We start from the raw sequence: 16,706 nt of genomic DNA on the forward strand, positions 1-16,706 counted from the left end.
CATGAGACTGAAACCCGTATTGACCGCCCTGGCGGCACTATGCTTCGCCCTGCCGGCTGCCGCCCAGAGCGCCTATCCAAACAAACCCATCAAGTTCATCGTGCCGTTTGCCGCCGGCAGCGCCACTGACACGGTGGCCCGCGTGGTGGGCAACAAGCTGGGCAACGACCTCGGCCAGACGGTGGTGGTGGAGAATGCCGCCGGCGCCAATGGCGTGATCGCGGCGCAGAAGGTGGCGCAGGCGACACCGGATGGCTACACGCTGCTGATCTCGACCAACACCACCCATGCCGCCAACCAGAGCATGCTCAAGAAGCTGCCCTATGACCCCGTGAAGGATTTCGAGACGGTCAGCATGCTGGGCACCATACCCATGGCCCTGGTGGTGCATCCCTCGCTGCCGGTCAGCAGCGTCAAGGATCTGGTCGCCTATGCCAAGGCCAACCCGAACAAGCTGAGCTTCGGCAGCGGATCGAGTTCGTCGCGCATCAGCGTCGAGATGCTGAAGACCATGACCGGCATCGACATCCTGCATGTGCCCTACAAGAGCAATCCGCAGGCCGTGACCGATCTGATCGGCGGCAACCTGTCGCTGATGATCGCCGATGTCTCGACCACGCTGCCCAATGCCGCCGCCGGCAAGCTGAAGGCGCTGGCAGTTTCGACCACCAAGCCCTCGCCCGTGGCGCCCGGCCTGCCGACGATCGCCGAAAGCGTACCGGGCTATGAGCTGACCGCCTGGTTCGCCGCCTGGCTGCCGGCCAAGACCGACGCCGCCATCGCCGACAAGCTGCAGGCTGCCATCGCCAAGGCCATCGCCGACAAGGAGGTGCGCGAGAAGCTGATGGCGGCCGGCATCGAACCGGTCTCGAGCAGCCGCAAAGAACTGGCCGCCTTCCAGGCCTCGGAGACCGAGAAATGGGCCAAGGTGGTGAAGGCCGCCGGCATCGAGCCGGAGTGAGCCCGGCATAGCCGGCCCGCAACACCAATATAGCAAAGGGGGCCTTGCGGCCCCCTTTTCCTTGCGCCTTCCTGCCGGCCTAGCCGCGACCGACGAAGGGCATCTTGGTGGCCATCACCGTCATGAACAGCACATTGGCATCGAGCGGCAGGCTGGCCATATGCACCACGGCATTGGCCACATGCTCGACATCCATGCGCGGCTCGGCCCGGGTGGAGCCGTCGGGCTGCAGCACGCCGGCCTTCATGCGCTCGGTCATCTCGGTGGCGGCATTGCCGATGTCGATCTGGCCCACGGCGATGTCGTAGGCGCGGCCATCGAGCGAACTGGCCTTGGTGAGGCCGGTGATGGCGTGCTTGGTCGAGGTATAGGGCGCCGAGAACGGGCGCGGCGCATAGGCCGAGATCGAGCCGTTGTTGATGATGCGGCCGCCGCGCGGGGTCTGGTCCTTCATGATGCGGAAGGCTTCCTGTGTGCACAGGAACGGCCCGGTGAGGTTGACGTCCACCACCGCCTTCCACTGTTCGTAGGACAGGTCTTCCAGCGGCATGGCCGGCGTGCCCATGCCGGCATTGTTGAACAGCACGTCGAGCCGGCCGAAAGCCTGCTTGGTCTTGGCGAACAGCGCCTTCACCTGGGCATGGTCGCCCACATCGGTGGCCACCGCCACGGCGCGCACGCCATGGGCCTCGGCCTCGCGGGCGGCATTCTGCAGCGGCTCCAGCCGGCGGCCGGCCAGCACGACGTTATAGCCCGCCTTGGCCAGGGCGATGGCCGAAGCCTTGCCGATGCCGGTGCCCGCGCCGGTGATCAGGGCGACCTTAGTGGTGGTCATCTTCGGGTTTCCTCCAACCTCTGTTCGGTGGGCCGGCTGCCTATGCGGACCGGCCTGTATTCGGTCGCCTACCATACCCGTCCGCCTGCGGCAGAAAAGCGCCGGACGCGGCCCGGGTGGCTGAACCATATGGATCGCGCATTTTGGTGGCCGCTGCGCGACAGCTTTCCGGTGGTTTACGTTGTTTTGCGATGGTTTTGATGCGTTAAGCTATTGAATTTCATAGAAACATGGATTTTCCATAATCAGAGAGCCTACTTCAATATTTATGGAACAATATAGCAACAAGTAGCGCCGGCGGCAAGCCCGGCCGACCACGGCGTCCCTCACCGGCATCACAACGCGGCAGCTTAAAGCGTCAGTGCCGGAAAGGCCGCACGGTGATCACCGTGCGGGCGGAGAATGATGTTGAGGAGCGGTTCTGCAACCAGCCTAACGGTGCCGCCATCATGGTGAGGACGGCAGGTTTTATGGCTTGACCATCAAAGCACGTACGGCCGGTGCGGACGGTTGGATCACAAATCTTGTCCATTCTGCCGCAAATAAATTCGTTGGCGCAGCATTACAAAAAACTAATTCAGGCGCGTCATCCACCGAGATGAAGCAACAAGGAACAAGGAACACATCACAATGAGCGCACCTAGTATCGTCGAGTTCGGCAAGGACGACATCCAGAACGCCCTTGCGAAAATGTCCGCCGCCGAAATCAACAACCTGGCCTTCGGCGCGGTCCAGATCGACGCCAACGGCACCATTCTGCAGTACAACATGGCCGAGGGCGCCATTACCGGTCGCGACCCGAAAGCCGTGATCGGCAAGAATTTCTTCAAGGACGTCGCCCCGTGCACCAACACGCCAGCCTTCAAGGGTGCATTCGATGCCGGCGTGAAGTCCGGGAAACTCAGCGTGATGTTCGACTATGTGTTCGACTACAACATGAAGCCGACCAAGGTGAAGGTGCAGATGAAGAATGCCGTGATCGGCGACAGCTACTGGATTTTCGTGAAGAGGCTGTGACCGTTATGCGGTGGTGGCAGGACCGGTCGGCATTACGGCGCTACGTCATCGACCTGGTGGCTGGCGAATTCGCCGTGCTGCGCCCCGGCCTGCCACTTCCCGCGGCCAATAGCTGGGCCGACGATCTCGTTCTGGACGGCGACGGCCTCGGTGCTGATTCGCTGGAACTCCTGTCGCTGGCCTCGGCCCTCAATGAAACGCTGTACCTGCATCGCGCCGGGGCGGAAGATTATCTGCTGGTGCGGCGAACGCTGGGCGGATGGCTAGATGTCGTAACCTGGTGTCTCGAACGTTTCGATGCTGAAATCGGGTTCCGAACATCCGGCACTTCGGGAACGCCGAAGCTGTGCGTGCATGCCGTCGACCGGCTGAATGAGGAAACCGATTTCCTGGCAAGCCTGATCGGGCCGCGCCGCCGCGTGGTGCGCGTGGTGCCGTCGCATCACATCTATGGATTTCTGTTCACCGTGATGCTGCCCGGCAAGCTGGGTGCCGAGGTTCTCGATACGCGACACAAACTGAGGCTGAGCCCGCAACCGGGCGACCTGATCGTCGGCTACCCCGAATTCTGGGCCATGCAACTGCGCCATCGTCAACCCTGGCCCGATGATGTGATCGGCGTGGTATCGACGGGCCCATGCCCACCCGAGGTAGCGGCGGGATTACGCGCCTCCGGGCTCGCCCGCTTCATCGAGGTCTACGGCTCCAGCGAGACCGGCGGCATCGGCTGGCGCGACGGCGGCAATCCCGATTACCAGCTATTTCCGCATTTCGACTGCCTGGACGGGACTATCCTGCATCGAAAGTCGGGCATCCCCGCCGCCCTGCAGGACAGGCTGGCATGGCACGGCCCGCGTCATTTCTCAGTCGAGGGCCGCCTGGATGGCGTCATCCAGGTTGGTGGCGTCAATGTGTCGCCGAGCCACGTTCAGGCTGTGCTTGAATCACATCCCGATGTCTCGAAAGCCGTCATTCGCCCCATGCCGGTCGGCGATGGTCTGCGCCTGAAGGCCTTCATCGTGCCTGCCGAAACGGGCAAATCCGAGTCCGAGCTGCGTCAGGCCATCGAGACCTGGATCGCCGACCGGTTGTCTGCCCCGGAGCGGCCCCGAAACCTGACCTTCGGTGCAAGCCTGCCCGTGGGGGCATATGGCAAAGCGGCGGACTGGCAGGTGGCCGATGCAGGTGCCGGCAGACCATGAACCAGTCGGCCGCTTGTCTGATTGGTGAAAATTGGCGTGCCCTGGTGGATTCGAACCACCGACCTGCCGCTTAGAAGGCGGCTGCTCTATCCAACTGAGCTAAGGGCACCCCGGGTCAACAGACATCAACGGCCGGCGGAGCCGGCCATCCTGGGCGCCCCGCCGGAAACCGGTTTAGCGGATTCTGGTATACGCGAAGTTATCGGCATAGGCGCGACGCGCCAGCCGGCGTTCCTGCGGCAGCTCGACCTCGTAGTCGATGCCGCGCTTGTCGGCATAGGCCTTGGCTTCGTCCAGCGTGTCGAATTTCAGCGTCAACTGGCTCAGCGTGCCGTTCGCCCCCGTCCAGCCCATCAGTGGCTCGACGAAACGGGCATCGGCGGCGTCGTATTCCAGCAGCCACTGCCGGGTCTTCGCCCTGCCCGACTGCATCGCCGTCTTGGCCGGTTGATAGATACGCGCCTTGGTCATGGGACAACCTCGAAAGCCGGTCTGAACCTGATCTGGCCGTCATTCTGGTCGGGGTGACTGGATTCGAACCAGCGACTTCCTGCTCCCAAAGCAGGCGCTCTACCAGACTGAGCTACACCCCGCCCTAAATGGCGGAAAAGCGAGGGCCTTTTACCACAGACGGCCCGGTCCGGGCCAGTGTCCGGACACCCTGCCGCAGAAGTCGGAAACGCCAGGTTAAAAGGCTCTTTCCTGAGCTTATTTCCGGGGCGGATTGCCAAAAATGGCATGCTGGACCCGGTCGCCGGGCCGGATGCCCAGCCGGCTGGCCGTGCCGCCATTGATCTCCAGCACCGCCCGCACCGGCCCGGCCGAGTTGATGCCGGTCTCGTCGCCGGGAATGGCACGCTGGTGGATGTTGAGAATCGTGCCATCGGCCCTGATGAAGATCATGTCCAGCGGGATCAGGGTATTGCGCATCCAGAAGGAGGCCATCTGCTCCTGCTTGAAATCGAACAGCATGCCGGCATCGGGCGCCATGCTGGTGCGGAACATCATGCCGCGCGCCCGACTCTGGTCGGTATCGGCCAGTTCCACGGTGAAACGCTGCGGGCCCTTGCCGCTGGTGACGATCACCAGCTCGCTCTGCGGCAGGGTCGGCTGCGGCTGGGCCAGGCCCGGATGCGCGCCGAACAAAAAAAGCGACAGCAGAACGGCAAACAGACTCCTCACGCCCTCATCCTTTCCCTCACCCGCCGCACCAGATCGCGGGTTTCCTGCCGCACGGGGCCAAAACGCGGCGCATCCCGCAGCGTGGTGAACCAGTGTTCCGGCGGGTTGCGCCCTGCCGTGCGGTTCCAGCTTAAACTGCGCAGCAGACTCTCCGCCGGTGCCGACAGCCTTTCCGGTTTTTCCAGGTCGTTCAGTTCGCCCCAGATCCCGGTCCAGCAACGCGCCACCGACCATGGATTATAGCCACCGCCGCCCAGCACCAACAGGCGCGGCGCGATGCCTTTCAGCGCCGCGACCGCCTGCCAGAGCGCGCCGTTCGACAGCTCCTGCTTGGCCAGCGGATCGTCGGCCAGCGCGTCGGCGCCGCACTGGATCACCATCGCCTCTGGCCTGAAGCTTTCCAGCAGCGGCGCGATGGCGTCCTGCACCAGGGCGGCCATCTCGTCGTCGATCATGCCGGGCGGAACCGGCAGGTTGAACAGGTTGCCCGCGCCTTCTTCCTCCAGCCGGCCGGAATGCGGCCAGCGCCCGGCCTCGTGCACCGAAACCGCCAGCACGCGCGGATCGCGCGCGAAGGCCTCGGCCACGCCGTCGCCGTGATGCACATCGAGATCGACATAGGCCACGCGCGACAGTCCGGCATCGAGGAAGGTCAGGATCGCCAGCACCGGATCGTTGAAATAGCAGAAGCCCGAGGCCTGGGCCGGGCGGCCGTGATGGGTGCCGCCGCCGGGACTGTAAATGATACCCGGCTGCTCCAGCAGATGGCGCGCCGCGATCAAGCTGCCGCCGACGCCGGTGGCCGGGCGACGGAACATGGTGGCGTAGATCGGATTGCCGCCGCGTCCGAGATTGTAGCGCTCGGAGTCTTCCGTGCTGATGCTGAGGTCGCGCTCGGCTTTCTGCACCGCGGCGATGTAATCGGGGCGATGGAAACGCGCCAGTTCCTCGGGCGTGGCGGGGCGGCTGTCGCGGTATTGCTGCGGCGCCAGCCAGCCCAAAGCCTGCACCAGATCCAGCACGGTGGAGACGCGCGGAATGGACAGCGGGTGTTTCCCGCCCAGGGTGGAGTGGCGATAGATGTCGTTGGCGATCAGCAGCGGGGCCGGCATATGCGCTGAATCTAGCGGCAGGGCCAGTCTTAACAAGTGGCAGTCTTAACAAGTGGCAGGCTTAACAAGTGGCGGGGCTTAACAAGCCGGCGGTCCGCCCTATAATGGTGCCTTGCCTCTGAGGGGGAGCCGATGGGCGGCTGAGAGGTCCGGGTTGTCCGGACGACCCCTCGAACCTGATCCGGTTAAGACCGGCGTAGGGATCAGCGGCGTGACCTTGCCACTCTCCTCCTCGTCCCCGAATCCGCCTCCGGCCCTTCGCCTGAAGGGCGGCGGCTTTGCCTATGCTTCTCGCGTGGTGCTGGCGCCGTTTGCGCTCGATCTGCGCGCGGGCGAAACCGTCGCCATCCTGGGCCCCAGCGGCGGCGGCAAAAGCACGCTGCTGAAACAGGTGGCCGGCCTGCTGCCCGGCCTGGAGACGCCCTTGGCCCAAAGCGTGGCCTGGATGGCGCAGCAGGACCTGCTGCTGCCCTGGGCGACGATCCGCGAGAACGTGCTGCTGGGGGCGCGGCTGCGCGGCGAGGCGCCAGACATACCCAAGGCCGAAATGCTGCTGCGCAGGCTGGGCCTCGGCGCGTGGATGGACTCTTATCCCGCCGCGTTGTCAGGCGGCATGCGCCAGCGCACCGCTCTGGCCCGTACCCTGATGGAAGACCGGCCGCTGGTGCTGATGGACGAGCCCTTCTCGGCGCTCGATGCGATCACCCGCGCATCGATGCAGGACCTGGCCTGCGAGATGCTGGCGGACCGCATGGTACTGCTGGTGACCCACGATCCGGCCGAGGCCTGCCGCATTGCCGACCGCGTGCTGCTGCTGACCGGGCATCCGGCGCGCCTGCGCCCGGTCAGCGCATTCAACATTGCCGCGCCGCGCGATCCGCTGTCGCCCGCCGTGCTGCCGGCCCTGCGCCTGATCCATGCGGCACTGCAGGAGCCGCAGCCATGATCCGCCCTGTGGTCACGCTTCTCGGCCTCGTGCTGCTGTGGCAACTGGTCGTCACGCTGTTCGCCCTGCCGCCCTATATCCTGCCACCACCCGATGCCGTGGCGCGGGCCTTCATCGAGCGCGGCGACGTGCTGCTGGCCGAGGCGACCGTGACGGTGGCCGAGATGATGCTGGGCCTGGCTTTCGGCGCGCTGCTCGGTGCTGCGGCGGCGCTCGGCCTGCTCGCATCGCCGGCGGCGCGACGATGGCTGCTGCCAGTGATCGTGGCGAGCCAGGCGATACCGGTTTTTGCGCTGGCGCCGCTGCTGGTGCTGTGGTTCGGCTATGGCATGGCGTCCAAGATCGTGATGGCCATGCTGATCATCTTCTTCCCGGTGGCGGCGACCCTGTATGACGGCCTGCGCCGCACTGAAACGGGCTGGCTTGATCTGGCGCAGGTGATGACGGCAGGCGATCCCCGTCACCGCCGCCGCGTGCTGTTGCGCATTCGCCTGATGGCCGCCCTGCCCGCCCTGGCCAGCGGCCTGAAGATCGCCGCCGCCGTCGCTCCCATCGGTGCGGTGATCGGCGAATGGGTCGGTGCCAGCGCCGGCCTGGGCTTCCTGATGCTGCAGGCCAATGCCCGCGTGCAGACCGACCTGATGTTTGCCGCGCTGATCGCGCTCGCGCTTTGTGCCGTCGCGCTCTACGGCACTGTCGATTTCCTCTCGCGCCGTCTGCTGCCCTGGCAGGCGGACAGTCATTCACCGAAATGAAGGAGTTCGTGATGTCGTTCCGAAAAACCGTCCTCGCCGCCGCGCTGCTGCTGATGCCGGTGACAGCCCCGGGCGCCGCACAGGCGCACGACAAGCTGACCGTGATGCTGGACTGGTTCGTGAATCCCGACCACGCCCCGCTGATCGTGGCCAAGCACACCGGCATTTTCGACCGTCATGAACTGCTGGTCGACCTGATCGCGCCGGCCGACCCGAACGACCCGCCCAAGCTGGTGGCCGCCGGCAGGGCCGATGTGGCGATTTCCTATCAGCCGCAGTTGCATGTGCAGGTGGCCCAGGGCCTGCCGCTGCGCCGCATCGGCACGCTGGTGGCCACGCCGCTGAATTCGCTGGTGGTGCTGCGCGACGGGCCGGTGAAATCGATCGCCGACCTGAAGGGCAAGACCATCGGCTATTCGGTCGGCGGTTTCGAGGATGCGCTGCTGAAGACCATGCTGGGACAATACGGCCTGACGCTGAAGGACGTGACCCTGGTGAATGTGAACTTCGCCCTGTCGCCGTCGATCTTCGCCGGCAAGGTGGACGGCACCATCGGCGCGTTCCGCAATTTTGAACTGAACCAGATGGACATCGCCGGCAAGCCAGGCCGCGCCTTCTATCCGGAAGACTACGGCGTGCCGCTCTATGACGAGCTGATCCTGGTGGCGCACAAGGACAAGCTGGGCGACCAGCGCCTGTCCCGCCTGCTCGACGCGCTGGAGGAAGCCGTTGCCGCCCTGCACAACCAGCCGCAGCAGAGCTGGCAGGCCTTCATCAAGGAGAACAAGACCCTGGACGACGAACTGAACCGCCGCGCCTGGGGCGCCACCATACCGCGCTTCGCCCAGTCGCCGCGCGCGCTCGACAGCCGCCGCTACAGCCGCTTCGCCGATTATCTGGCCAAGCAGGGCCTGATCCCGAAGGCCCTGCCGGTGGGCGATTACGCCGTGGAACTGCGCTGACGGCGGACCGGTTGCGCCGTTCACGGATCATGAACGGCTTGAATTAACGCGCAGAAAGGCGGTTTATATTCGAGTTGAGGTCGTATCGCGTGGAGGCTTTCCAATGCAGCGGCCAAACTATGCCAAGCTTCATCCGCGGTTTTCCTGGCTCAGGGATTATCTCGCTCAGGCCGCCCCGCCGGGTCGACTGCCGGGCCGACAGGATATCGACCCGTCGCGTCTGAAGGCGCTGCTGCCGTTCATCAACCTTGTCGATGTGGAATACGACGCCGGCGAACTGCGTTTCCGCTTCCGCCTGGTCGGGACGCTGCAGACCGAGGTAGCAGGCCGCGAGATCAGCGGCCGTTACCTGGAAGACGCCGTGCTGCCCGAATTCATGGAGCGCATCCGCAACAACATGCGCAAATGCGTCACTACGCGCAAACCGGTTTACGACCGCTTTCCGATGCCGCATCCCGCACGCGACTTCATCGATACCGAGCGCGTCTATTTTCCGCTGGCGCGCGATGGCGAGACCATCGACATGCTGCTGATCCTCAATGACTACCCCCATGAGGAGGTGCAGGCGACCGAACCCGCACCGGAGCGGAAAGAAACCAGGCCTTCATCCGGCCTGGAATCAAAAACGCCGGCGCAGTGAGCCGCGCCGGCGTTTTGATGGATCGGGAGTAAAACCCGGCTCAGTCCTTGCGAATTTCCGCGACCTGCGGGCCCTTGGGCCCCTGGCCAATGCGAACGCGCACGGAATCTCCCGGCTGCAGTTCGTTGATGCCTTCGCGGCGCAGCACTTCCATGTGCACGAAGATGTCCTGCTGGCCATCGCCGCGCGACACGAAGCCGTAGCCTTTCACGGCGTTGAACCACTTCACCTTGGCTTCGAAGAAATCGCCCTGGGCAACGACCGACGGGAAGCGCGGTGCGCGGTCTCCCCCGAAACCGCCGCCGCCAAAACCACCACGGTCGCCGCCAAAGCCGCCGCCGCCGCCAAAGCCACCACGGTCGCCGCCAAAGCGCGGCGGACGAGGCGGGCGCGGACCGCGATCACCGAAGCCGCCGCCCATGCCGCCACCGCCACCCGGACCACGGGAGGGCGAAGCCGTGCTGGTATCGACATTGAGAACGCGGATTGCCTGCATGCCCTTGGGGCGGCGGGCAACCTCCAGCGTCACGGTTGTGCCTTCTTCGATGCTTTCGTATCCGGCCTGACGCAGGCAGGAGAGATGCAGGAACACGTCACCGGAATTGTCGTCTGGACTGACGAAACCAAAACCCTTGACTGCGTTGAACCACTTAACTTTGCCAGAAATCTTGACGATTTCCGCGTCGCCGAAGCCCCCTTGATCCACTCTTTTAATCCTTCAATAGCCGCACTACGCCCCTTAGCCTAACACCATTTTTTGGCGCTGCCAAAACGATTCTAACAAGGCGTGCGGTGGGTTAGCCCCGACTTTGGACTTAGATCGTAGGCCCTTCGACCCGTCGCTTCGGGCGCCAGCGGGTGACCGAGCGGCCGTCGGCAGTAAAGCGCACCTCCTGGCTGTCGGGCGGGGCGGCGCGCAGATGGCCGGCCGCTTCCTGCACAGACGCCGTCCGTGCGGGCACCGGTGCCTGGGACGCAGGCTGGTTCGGCGATTTGGCCGGCTGGCCCTGCATGGCCCGGGTCAGGGCATGCGCCGAGGGTACACCGCGTCCGCCGGAATGCTGTGCGATTTTCGCCCGCACGGCCTCTTCGAAAGGCGGCAGGTCGACCTTGGCGCGGCCTGCCGGAGCGGCATGGCCAGCCCGGGTCGCGGCCTTGGCGGGATGCGTGCGATGGGTCTCGACATGAACCTCGCTGCCCGGACCATTCTCCTGCGCCTTGCGCCAGGCCGGATCGCCCACCACCAGCTTGTGCAGCGCAACGGCCGGCAGGGCGCCGAACCGTTTCCAGAATCCGTCCAGGAAGGCTTCCGCCGTCTCGCTCAGGGAAGGAGACCAGGGATTCTCGATGCCGGCCTGAAACACCAGATCGAGCGTCGGCTCGATCGGGCCGTCCTCGCCCACCAGGAAAGTGGCCGGCATCAGCTTGGCGCCCTCGCGGGCAATGGCATAATGGGCCTGGGCCAGATAGAGCAGCCAGCGCAGCTTGGGCAGCGACATGGCAATGCGCTCGGAGGCCGCGCGTTCAAGCAGCCAGAAACTGACATCGATACCGGATCGCGTCGCGGGGACCATGAGCGCCGCTATTCCCTCTTCCAGACCTGAACCTAGTTATCGCAAACCTAGGCGGCTAAGCTTAACAGCTCGTGAATCGATTGCCCCATAAATCCGCCCGCATTTTGTAGCGTTTTCTGGAGATTTGCCATGGAACTGACCGGCGAACAGCTTATTCCCGCCCCCCGGACCAAGGTCTGGGCCGCCCTCTACGATCCCGAAATCCTGCGCCAGTGCATTGCCGGCTGCGAAACCGTCACCAAGACCTCGGACACCGAATTCGAGGCCACCGTCCAGGTCAAGGTCGGCCCGGTGAAGGCCAAATTCAAGGGCAAGGTGACCCTGACCGATCTCGATCCGCCGAACAGTTGCACCATCCAGGGCGAGGCCCAGGGCGGCGTTGCCGCCGGCTTTGGCAAGGGCAACGCCAAGGTTCAGCTCGCCGATGCCCGGATGGATGGCGCCCCGGATGGCGCCACGACGCTGACCTACAGCGTGCAGGCCCAGGTAGGCGGCAAGCTGGCCCAGATCGGCGCCCGCCTGATCGACGGCGTCGCCGCCAAGATGGCCGAAGACTTCTTCGCCAAGTTCAACCAGATTGTCGCGGCACCGCAGGATCAGGCTGCGGCTTCGGCCTCCCAAACCGCCGGCGAGCAGGCTCCGCCGCCTGCTGCAGCGCAACCGGCATCGCCCGCCGTCGGGTCGGTCACCGGCGGGATACCAAGCTGGCTGTGGATTGCCGGCCTGATCGTGATCGTATGCGCAGCAACGGTTCTTGTGCTGCGCGGCTGAGATCTTTTCCACAGCCTTGAGCGACTTCGCCGTTTTGCAACTTGACGCCCTTTGCGCGTTTCGCCCACTCTCTTGTCTGGGTAAAGCGCGCGCTATCTTCTGCTCCGCGCTTGATGGGAGGAAAGCATGACCATTTCCGTGACGATGACCGTCAACGGCCAGTCGGTGACGCGCGATGTCGAACCGCGCACCCTGCTCGTTCAGTTCCTGCGTGACCATCTGAACATGACCGGCACGCATGTCGGCTGCGATACCAGCCAGTGCGGCGCCTGCGTCGTGCATGTGAACGGCAACAGCGTGAAATCCTGCACGATCCTGGCCGCACAGGCCCAGGGCGCCAAGGTCACCACAATCGAGGGCCTGGCCAAGGACGGCAAGCTGCATCCGATGCAAGAAGCCTTCCGCGAACATCACGCCCTGCAATGCGGCTTCTGCACGCCGGGCATGATCATGAGCGCCATCGACCTGGTGCAGCGCAATCCCAACCCGAGCGAAGAAACCGTTCGCCACGAGCTGGAAGGCAATCTCTGCCGCTGCACCGGCTATCACAACATCGTCAAGGCCGTGATGGCCGGGGCACAGGCAATGCGGGGGTAAGCGTCATGACAAACCAGGGCATCGGTCAATCCGTTCGACGTAAAGAAGATTTCCGCTTCATTACCGGTCAGGGCCATTACACCGACGATATCAACCGCCCTGGTCAGCTCTATGCCGCTTTCCTGCGCTCGCCGCATGCCTTCGCCAAGATCCGCGCGATCCGCGCCGATGCGGCGAAGAAGATGCCCGGCGTGGTGGCCGTCTTCACCGGCCAGGACGTGGCCGCCGACAAGGTCGGCGGCCTGATCTGCGGCTGGACCGTCAAGGACAAGAAGGGCGAGCCGCACAAGGCGCCGAAACACGACATCATCGCCATCGACCATGTGCGCCATGTGGGCGACCAGGTGGCGGTGGTGATCGCCGAAAGCCTGGCCCAGGCCAAGGACGCCGTCGAAGCCATCGAGGTTGATTACGACGTGCTGACGCCTGTGGTGGATGTGGTGAGCGCGCTGAAGCCCGGCGCGCCGCAGGTGCACCCCGATGCGCCCGGCAATCTCTGCTACGACTGGGAATTCGGCGACAAGGCCGCCACTGAGGCCGCTTTCGCCAAGGCTGCCCATGTCACCAAGATCGACCTGCTGAACAACCGCCTGTCGCCCAACCCGATGGAGCCGCGCAGCGCCATCGGCGAATACGATCCGGGCACCGACACCACTACCGTCTACACCACGTCGCAGAATCCGCATGTGCTGCGGCTGATCCTCTGCGCCTTCGTCTTCGGCCTGCCCGAGCACAAGGTGCGCGTGATCGCGCCCGATGTGGGCGGCGGATTCGGTTCGAAGATCTTCAACTATCCCGAAGAGACCGTCTGCGTCTGGGCAGCGCGCAAGCTGAAGAAGCCGGTGAAATGGACCTCGGACCGCACCGAGGCCTTCCTCACCGACGCCCATGGCCGCGACCATGTCACCCACGCCGAGCTTGCGCTGGACAAGGACGGCAAATTCCTGGCCCTGCGCGTGGATACCAAGGCGAATATGGGCGCGTATCTGTCCACCTTCGCTTCCGCCGTGCCGACCTATCTCTATGCCCTGCTGCTGGCCGGGCAATACACCACGCCGGCCGTCTATGCCGAGGTGAAGGCAGTGTTCACCAACACGACGCCGGTGGATGCCTATCGCGGCGCCGGCCGGCCGGAAGCCACCTATGTGGTGGAGCGCATCGTGGAAGCCGCGGCGCGCGAACTGAAGATGGACCCGGTGGAGCTGCGCAAGCGCAACTTCGTGCCGCCCGATGCCTTCCCGTACCAGACGCCGGTGGCCTGCGTGTATGACAGCGGCCAGTATGCCAAGGCGCTGGACGAAGCCTGCAAGGCAGCCGATTACGCCGGCTTCGCCAAGCGCAAGGCCGAGTCCGCCAAGAAGGGCAAGCTGCGCGGCATCGGTTTCTGCGCCTATATCGAAGCCTGCGGCATCGCGCCATCCAGCGTGGTGGGTTCGCTCGGCGCCGGCGTCGGCCTGTGGGAGTCGGGCCAGATCCGCTTCAACGCCACCGGCACGGTGTTCGTCTATACCGGCTCGCACAGCCATGGCCAGGGCCATGAGACCACCTTCGCCCAGATCGTCTCCGACAAGCTGGGCGTGCCGATCGAGAATATCGAGGTGGTACATGGCGACACGGCCCAGGTGCCGATGGGCATGGGCACCTACGGCTCGCGCTCGCTGGCCGTGGGCGGCTCGGCGCTGATGCGCGCCGCCGATAAGATCATCGAGAAGGGCAAGAAGATCGCCGCCCATCTGATGGAAGCCTCGGTGGACGACGTGGTGTTCGACAAGGGCACCTTCTCGGTGAAGGGCACCGACAAGCAGGTGCCGATGGCGCAGGTCGCCTTCACGGCCTACGTGCCGCACAACTACCCGGCCGACCTGGAGCCGGGCCTGGAGGCCAGCGCCTTCTACGATCCGGCCAACTTCACCTTCCCCGCCGGCGTGCATATCGCCGAGGTGGAGATCGACAGCGACACCGGCGTCACCACCGTGGCGAACTGGGTGGCGGTGGACGATTTCGGCAAGGTGATCAATCCGATGATCGTCGAGGGCCAGGTGCATGGCGGCATCGCCCAGGGCATCGGCCAGGCCCTGCTGGAAGGCGTGGTCTATGATCCCGAAAGCGGCCAGCTGCTGACCGCCTCGTTCCTGGATTACTGCATGCCGCGCGCCGACAACCTGCCGAGCTACAAGGTCGGCATGATCGAGACGCCCTGCCCGCATAATCCGCTGGGCGTGAAGGGCTGCGGCGAAGCCGGCGCGATTGCTGCGCCGGCCGCGCTGATGAACGCCATCACCGATGCGCTCGGCACCGAAGACATCACCATGCCGGCGACGCCGCTGAAGGTCTGGAAAGTGATCCAGAGCCGTCATCTGGCCGCGGCCGCCGAATAGAGTTCAGAGGAGAAGCCCCATGTATGCGTTCAACTATCATCGCCCGGCCTCGCTGGCGGATGCGGCCAAGCTGCTGGGCAGCGCCACCGACGGCAAGTTCCTGGCCGGCGGCCAGACCCTGCTGCCGACCCTGAAGCAGCGGCTGGCCTCGCCGTCCGACCTTGTCGACCTGAACGGCATCGCCGAACTGAACGGCATCACCGTATCGGGCAGCAGCGTCACCATCGGCGCCACCACGCGCCATGCCGCCGTCGCCGCCTCGGCCGAGGTGAAAAAGGCGATCCCGGCCCTGGCAAAGCTGGCCGGCGGCATCGGCGATCCGCAGGTGCGCAATATGGGCACCATCGGCGGCTCGCTGGCCAACAACGACCCGGCGGCGGATTATCCCGGCGCCGTGCTCGGCCTGGGTGCCACCATCCACACCTCCAAGCGCAAGATCGCGGCCGACGATTTCTTCACCGGCATGTTCGAGACCGCGCTGGAGGAAGGCGAGATCATCACCAAGGTGGAATTCCCGGTGCCGAAGCGCGCCGGTTATGTGAAATTCCCCAACCCGGCCTCGCGCTACGTTATGGTCGGCGCCTTCGTGGCCGAAACGGCGAACGGCGTGCGGGTAGCCATCAACGGTGCCGGCCCCTGCGTGTTCCGCCACAAGGAGATGGAAGCCGCGCTGGCGAAATCCTTCTCGCCCGATGCGCTGAAGGGCATCAAGACCGATCCGGGCAGCATGAACAACGACATCCATGCCAGCTCGGAATACCGCGCCCATCTGGTGGGCGTGATCGCCAAACGCGCCGTGTTGGCCGCACTGGGCTGACCCGCAGGCATCCTGCGAAGATGCGAACGCCGGGCCACAAGCCCGGCGTTCTGCATTTCTAGCCCGCTTTTCCCGGCAACGTCTTCAGATAGGCCAGCAGGGCGGCGATTTCGGCATCCGACATTTCCTTCAGGGAGTCGAAGGGCATCACCTGGATCACGCTGCCATCCGGCCGCTTGCCGTTGCGCAGCATGGCCGCGAAGGCTTCCGGCGTTGGATACCGCGCCATCACGGGCCCCGGGCGCAGGTCGGCAGCGGCGGGCCAATCCGGCGGCGCGCCCGGAATCTTGCCGCCGCGGAACCCCTCGCCATGACAGCCCAGGCACATATTCGCCGCATAGGCGCCCTGTGCGATCACATCATCGGCCGGCACCGGCTGGGCCGGCGGCAGGCTGTGGTCGATCTTCTCGGCGGCATCCTTCAGGATGCCGGCCGCATAGACAAAGCGCACCGGCAGCGGCAGGCGCAGATCGCGCCGGTCGCCCTCCACCGGCGACAACGTATGGATATAGGCCACCATGGCGCCCAGATCCGCATCGGTCATGCGGTTATAGTCTTCGCTGGGCATGATCAGCAGCGGCTGACCGCTGCGGTTCAGGCCATGGCGGATCGCGCGCACCCAGTCCTCGGAGGTGTAAGCAGCGGTCGGGCTGCCGGCACCAAGCGTCAGGTTCGGCCCTTTGACATACAGGCCATTGGGATCATCGATGAAGGTCTTGCCTGCACCGTCGCGGCCATGGCAGTCGATGCAGCCGCGCGATTCAAACAGGTAACGGCCGCGCTGCAGGGCGTCGGTCCCGGACGGAATCTCCACCGGCGCTGGGTCGACCGCGACCTTGCGATGCATTTTGCGTTCGCTCGCCAGTTCTGCGAACCCCGCGGCGCCACCGATGACGAGTGCTATCGCCCCGGCCACGCCGGCCGCGACCTTCCAGAGTCTACGCATTTCCCTCTCCG

18 protein-coding genes, 2 tRNA genes and 1 riboswitch are annotated in these 16,706 nt (G+C 64.9%); of the genes, 11 read left to right on the forward strand and 9 right to left on the reverse strand.

The window, feature by feature from the left end; genetic code table 11:
- Position 1 precedes the first annotated feature (1 nt).
- Positions 2 to 961, forward strand: coding sequence for a Bug family tripartite tricarboxylate transporter substrate binding protein (locus ACK4FK_RS10230; RefSeq protein ID WP_409744760.1), 960 nt, complete (start codon positions 2 to 4; stop codon positions 959 to 961).
- A gap of 79 nt (positions 962 to 1,040) precedes the next feature.
- Here the strand turns inward: ACK4FK_RS10230 and ACK4FK_RS10235 are convergent, their stop codons facing one another.
- Positions 1,041 to 1,796 carry an SDR family oxidoreductase gene (locus ACK4FK_RS10235; protein WP_409744762.1) on the reverse strand — a complete coding sequence of 252 codons (756 nt, stop codon included), beginning with the start codon at positions 1,794 to 1,796 and terminating at the stop codon, positions 1,041 to 1,043.
- A 630-nt stretch (positions 1,797 to 2,426) separates the two neighbouring features.
- Between ACK4FK_RS10235 and pyp the strand changes: the two genes are divergently transcribed.
- Both pyp and pcl read left to right on the forward strand, forming a co-directional pair.
- On the forward strand, positions 2,427 to 2,813 hold the full coding sequence (gene pyp, locus ACK4FK_RS10240; protein ID WP_409744763.1) for a photoactive yellow protein: 387 nt from the start codon (positions 2,427 to 2,429) through the stop codon (positions 2,811 to 2,813).
- Between the two features lie 5 nt (positions 2,814 to 2,818).
- A complete protein-coding gene (pcl, locus tag ACK4FK_RS10245) occupies positions 2,819 to 4,015 on the forward strand; it encodes a 4-coumarate--CoA ligase (RefSeq protein WP_409745020.1) in 1,197 nt (398 codons plus the stop codon).
- A gap of 32 nt (positions 4,016 to 4,047) precedes the next feature.
- Here the strand turns inward: pcl and ACK4FK_RS10250 are convergent.
- The 5 genes from ACK4FK_RS10250 to ACK4FK_RS10270 all read right to left on the reverse strand — a co-directional run bounded on the left by ACK4FK_RS10250 (position 4,048) and on the right by ACK4FK_RS10270 (position 6,309).
- Positions 4,048 to 4,124: transfer RNA gene (locus ACK4FK_RS10250), tRNA-Arg, on the reverse strand.
- 65 nt (positions 4,125 to 4,189) lie between these two features.
- Positions 4,190 to 4,486, reverse strand: coding sequence for an ETC complex I subunit (locus tag ACK4FK_RS10255; protein ID WP_409744765.1), 297 nt, complete (start codon positions 4,484 to 4,486; stop codon positions 4,190 to 4,192).
- 45 nt (positions 4,487 to 4,531) lie between these two features.
- Positions 4,532 to 4,608 (reverse strand) — tRNA-Pro (locus ACK4FK_RS10260).
- Between the two features lie 115 nt (positions 4,609 to 4,723).
- The gene (locus ACK4FK_RS10265; RefSeq protein WP_409744767.1) at positions 4,724 to 5,197 is read right to left on the reverse strand and encodes a DUF192 domain-containing protein; all 474 of its coding nucleotides are present in this window, start codon (positions 5,195 to 5,197) and stop codon (positions 4,724 to 4,726) included.
- The gene (locus ACK4FK_RS10270) at positions 5,194 to 6,309 is read right to left on the reverse strand and encodes an acetoin utilization protein AcuC (RefSeq protein ID WP_409744768.1); all 1,116 of its coding nucleotides are present in this window, start codon (positions 6,307 to 6,309) and stop codon (positions 5,194 to 5,196) included. Before ACK4FK_RS10270 ends, ACK4FK_RS10265 begins: the two co-directional genes overlap by 4 nt.
- A 112-nt stretch (positions 6,310 to 6,421) precedes the next feature.
- Positions 6,422 to 6,529, forward strand: a riboswitch (TPP riboswitch).
- Here ACK4FK_RS10270 and ACK4FK_RS10275 point away from each other — a divergent pair.
- The 4 genes from ACK4FK_RS10275 to ACK4FK_RS10290 all read left to right on the forward strand — a co-directional run bounded on the left by ACK4FK_RS10275 (position 6,521) and on the right by ACK4FK_RS10290 (position 9,612).
- Positions 6,521 to 7,255, forward strand: coding sequence for an ABC transporter ATP-binding protein (locus tag ACK4FK_RS10275; RefSeq protein ID WP_409744770.1), 735 nt, complete (start codon positions 6,521 to 6,523; stop codon positions 7,253 to 7,255). (Overlaps the previous riboswitch by 9 nt.)
- Positions 7,252 to 8,010 (forward strand): ABC transporter permease, encoded by a 759-nt coding sequence (locus tag ACK4FK_RS10280; RefSeq protein ID WP_409744772.1) that lies wholly within the window; start codon positions 7,252 to 7,254, stop codon positions 8,008 to 8,010. The genes ACK4FK_RS10275 and ACK4FK_RS10280 overlap by 4 nt, the downstream gene beginning before the upstream one ends.
- 11 nt (positions 8,011 to 8,021) lie before the next feature.
- Positions 8,022 to 8,972, forward strand: a complete 951-nt coding sequence (locus ACK4FK_RS10285; RefSeq protein ID WP_409744774.1) for an ABC transporter substrate-binding protein — start codon at positions 8,022 to 8,024, stop codon at positions 8,970 to 8,972.
- A gap of 103 nt (positions 8,973 to 9,075) precedes the next feature.
- Entirely contained in the window at positions 9,076 to 9,612 is a 537-nt protein-coding gene (locus tag ACK4FK_RS10290; protein WP_409744776.1) for a PAS domain-containing protein, read from the forward strand.
- A 40-nt stretch (positions 9,613 to 9,652) separates the two neighbouring features.
- Here the strand turns inward: ACK4FK_RS10290 and ACK4FK_RS10295 are convergent, their stop codons facing one another.
- Positions 9,653 to 10,318, reverse strand: coding sequence for a cold-shock protein (locus tag ACK4FK_RS10295; RefSeq protein ID WP_409744778.1), 666 nt, complete (start codon positions 10,316 to 10,318; stop codon positions 9,653 to 9,655).
- A gap of 109 nt (positions 10,319 to 10,427) precedes the next feature.
- Positions 10,428 to 11,186 carry a hypothetical protein gene (locus tag ACK4FK_RS10300; protein WP_409744780.1) on the reverse strand — a complete coding sequence of 253 codons (759 nt, stop codon included), beginning with the start codon at positions 11,184 to 11,186 and terminating at the stop codon, positions 10,428 to 10,430.
- A gap of 129 nt (positions 11,187 to 11,315) precedes the next feature.
- On the opposite strand from ACK4FK_RS10300, the gene ACK4FK_RS10305 reads away from it, so the two are divergent.
- The 4 genes from ACK4FK_RS10305 to ACK4FK_RS10320 all read left to right on the forward strand — a co-directional run bounded on the left by ACK4FK_RS10305 (position 11,316) and on the right by ACK4FK_RS10320 (position 15,749).
- Positions 11,316 to 11,957, forward strand: coding sequence for an SRPBCC family protein (locus ACK4FK_RS10305; RefSeq protein ID WP_409744782.1), 642 nt, complete (start codon positions 11,316 to 11,318; stop codon positions 11,955 to 11,957).
- 126 nt (positions 11,958 to 12,083) lie between these two features.
- The gene (locus ACK4FK_RS10310) at positions 12,084 to 12,554 is read left to right on the forward strand and encodes a (2Fe-2S)-binding protein (protein WP_409744784.1); all 471 of its coding nucleotides are present in this window, start codon (positions 12,084 to 12,086) and stop codon (positions 12,552 to 12,554) included.
- Between the two features lie 5 nt (positions 12,555 to 12,559).
- Positions 12,560 to 14,932: a xanthine dehydrogenase family protein molybdopterin-binding subunit gene (locus tag ACK4FK_RS10315; protein ID WP_409744786.1), complete on the forward strand. Its 2,373-nt coding sequence runs from the start codon at positions 12,560 to 12,562 to the stop codon at positions 14,930 to 14,932.
- A 19-nt stretch (positions 14,933 to 14,951) separates the two neighbouring features.
- Positions 14,952 to 15,749, forward strand: a complete 798-nt coding sequence (locus ACK4FK_RS10320) for an FAD binding domain-containing protein (protein ID WP_409744788.1) — start codon at positions 14,952 to 14,954, stop codon at positions 15,747 to 15,749.
- A 58-nt stretch (positions 15,750 to 15,807) separates the two neighbouring features.
- On the opposite strand, the gene ACK4FK_RS10325 is transcribed toward ACK4FK_RS10320, so the two are convergent.
- A complete protein-coding gene (locus tag ACK4FK_RS10325; protein WP_409744790.1) occupies positions 15,808 to 16,695 on the reverse strand; it encodes a c-type cytochrome in 888 nt (295 codons plus the stop codon).
- Between the last annotated feature and the right edge of the window lie 11 nt (positions 16,696 to 16,706).

Origin of the sequence: Ferrovibrio sp. (assembly GCF_046297895.1) — a bacterium.
Lineage (GTDB): Bacteria > Pseudomonadota > Alphaproteobacteria > Ferrovibrionales > Ferrovibrionaceae > Ferrovibrio.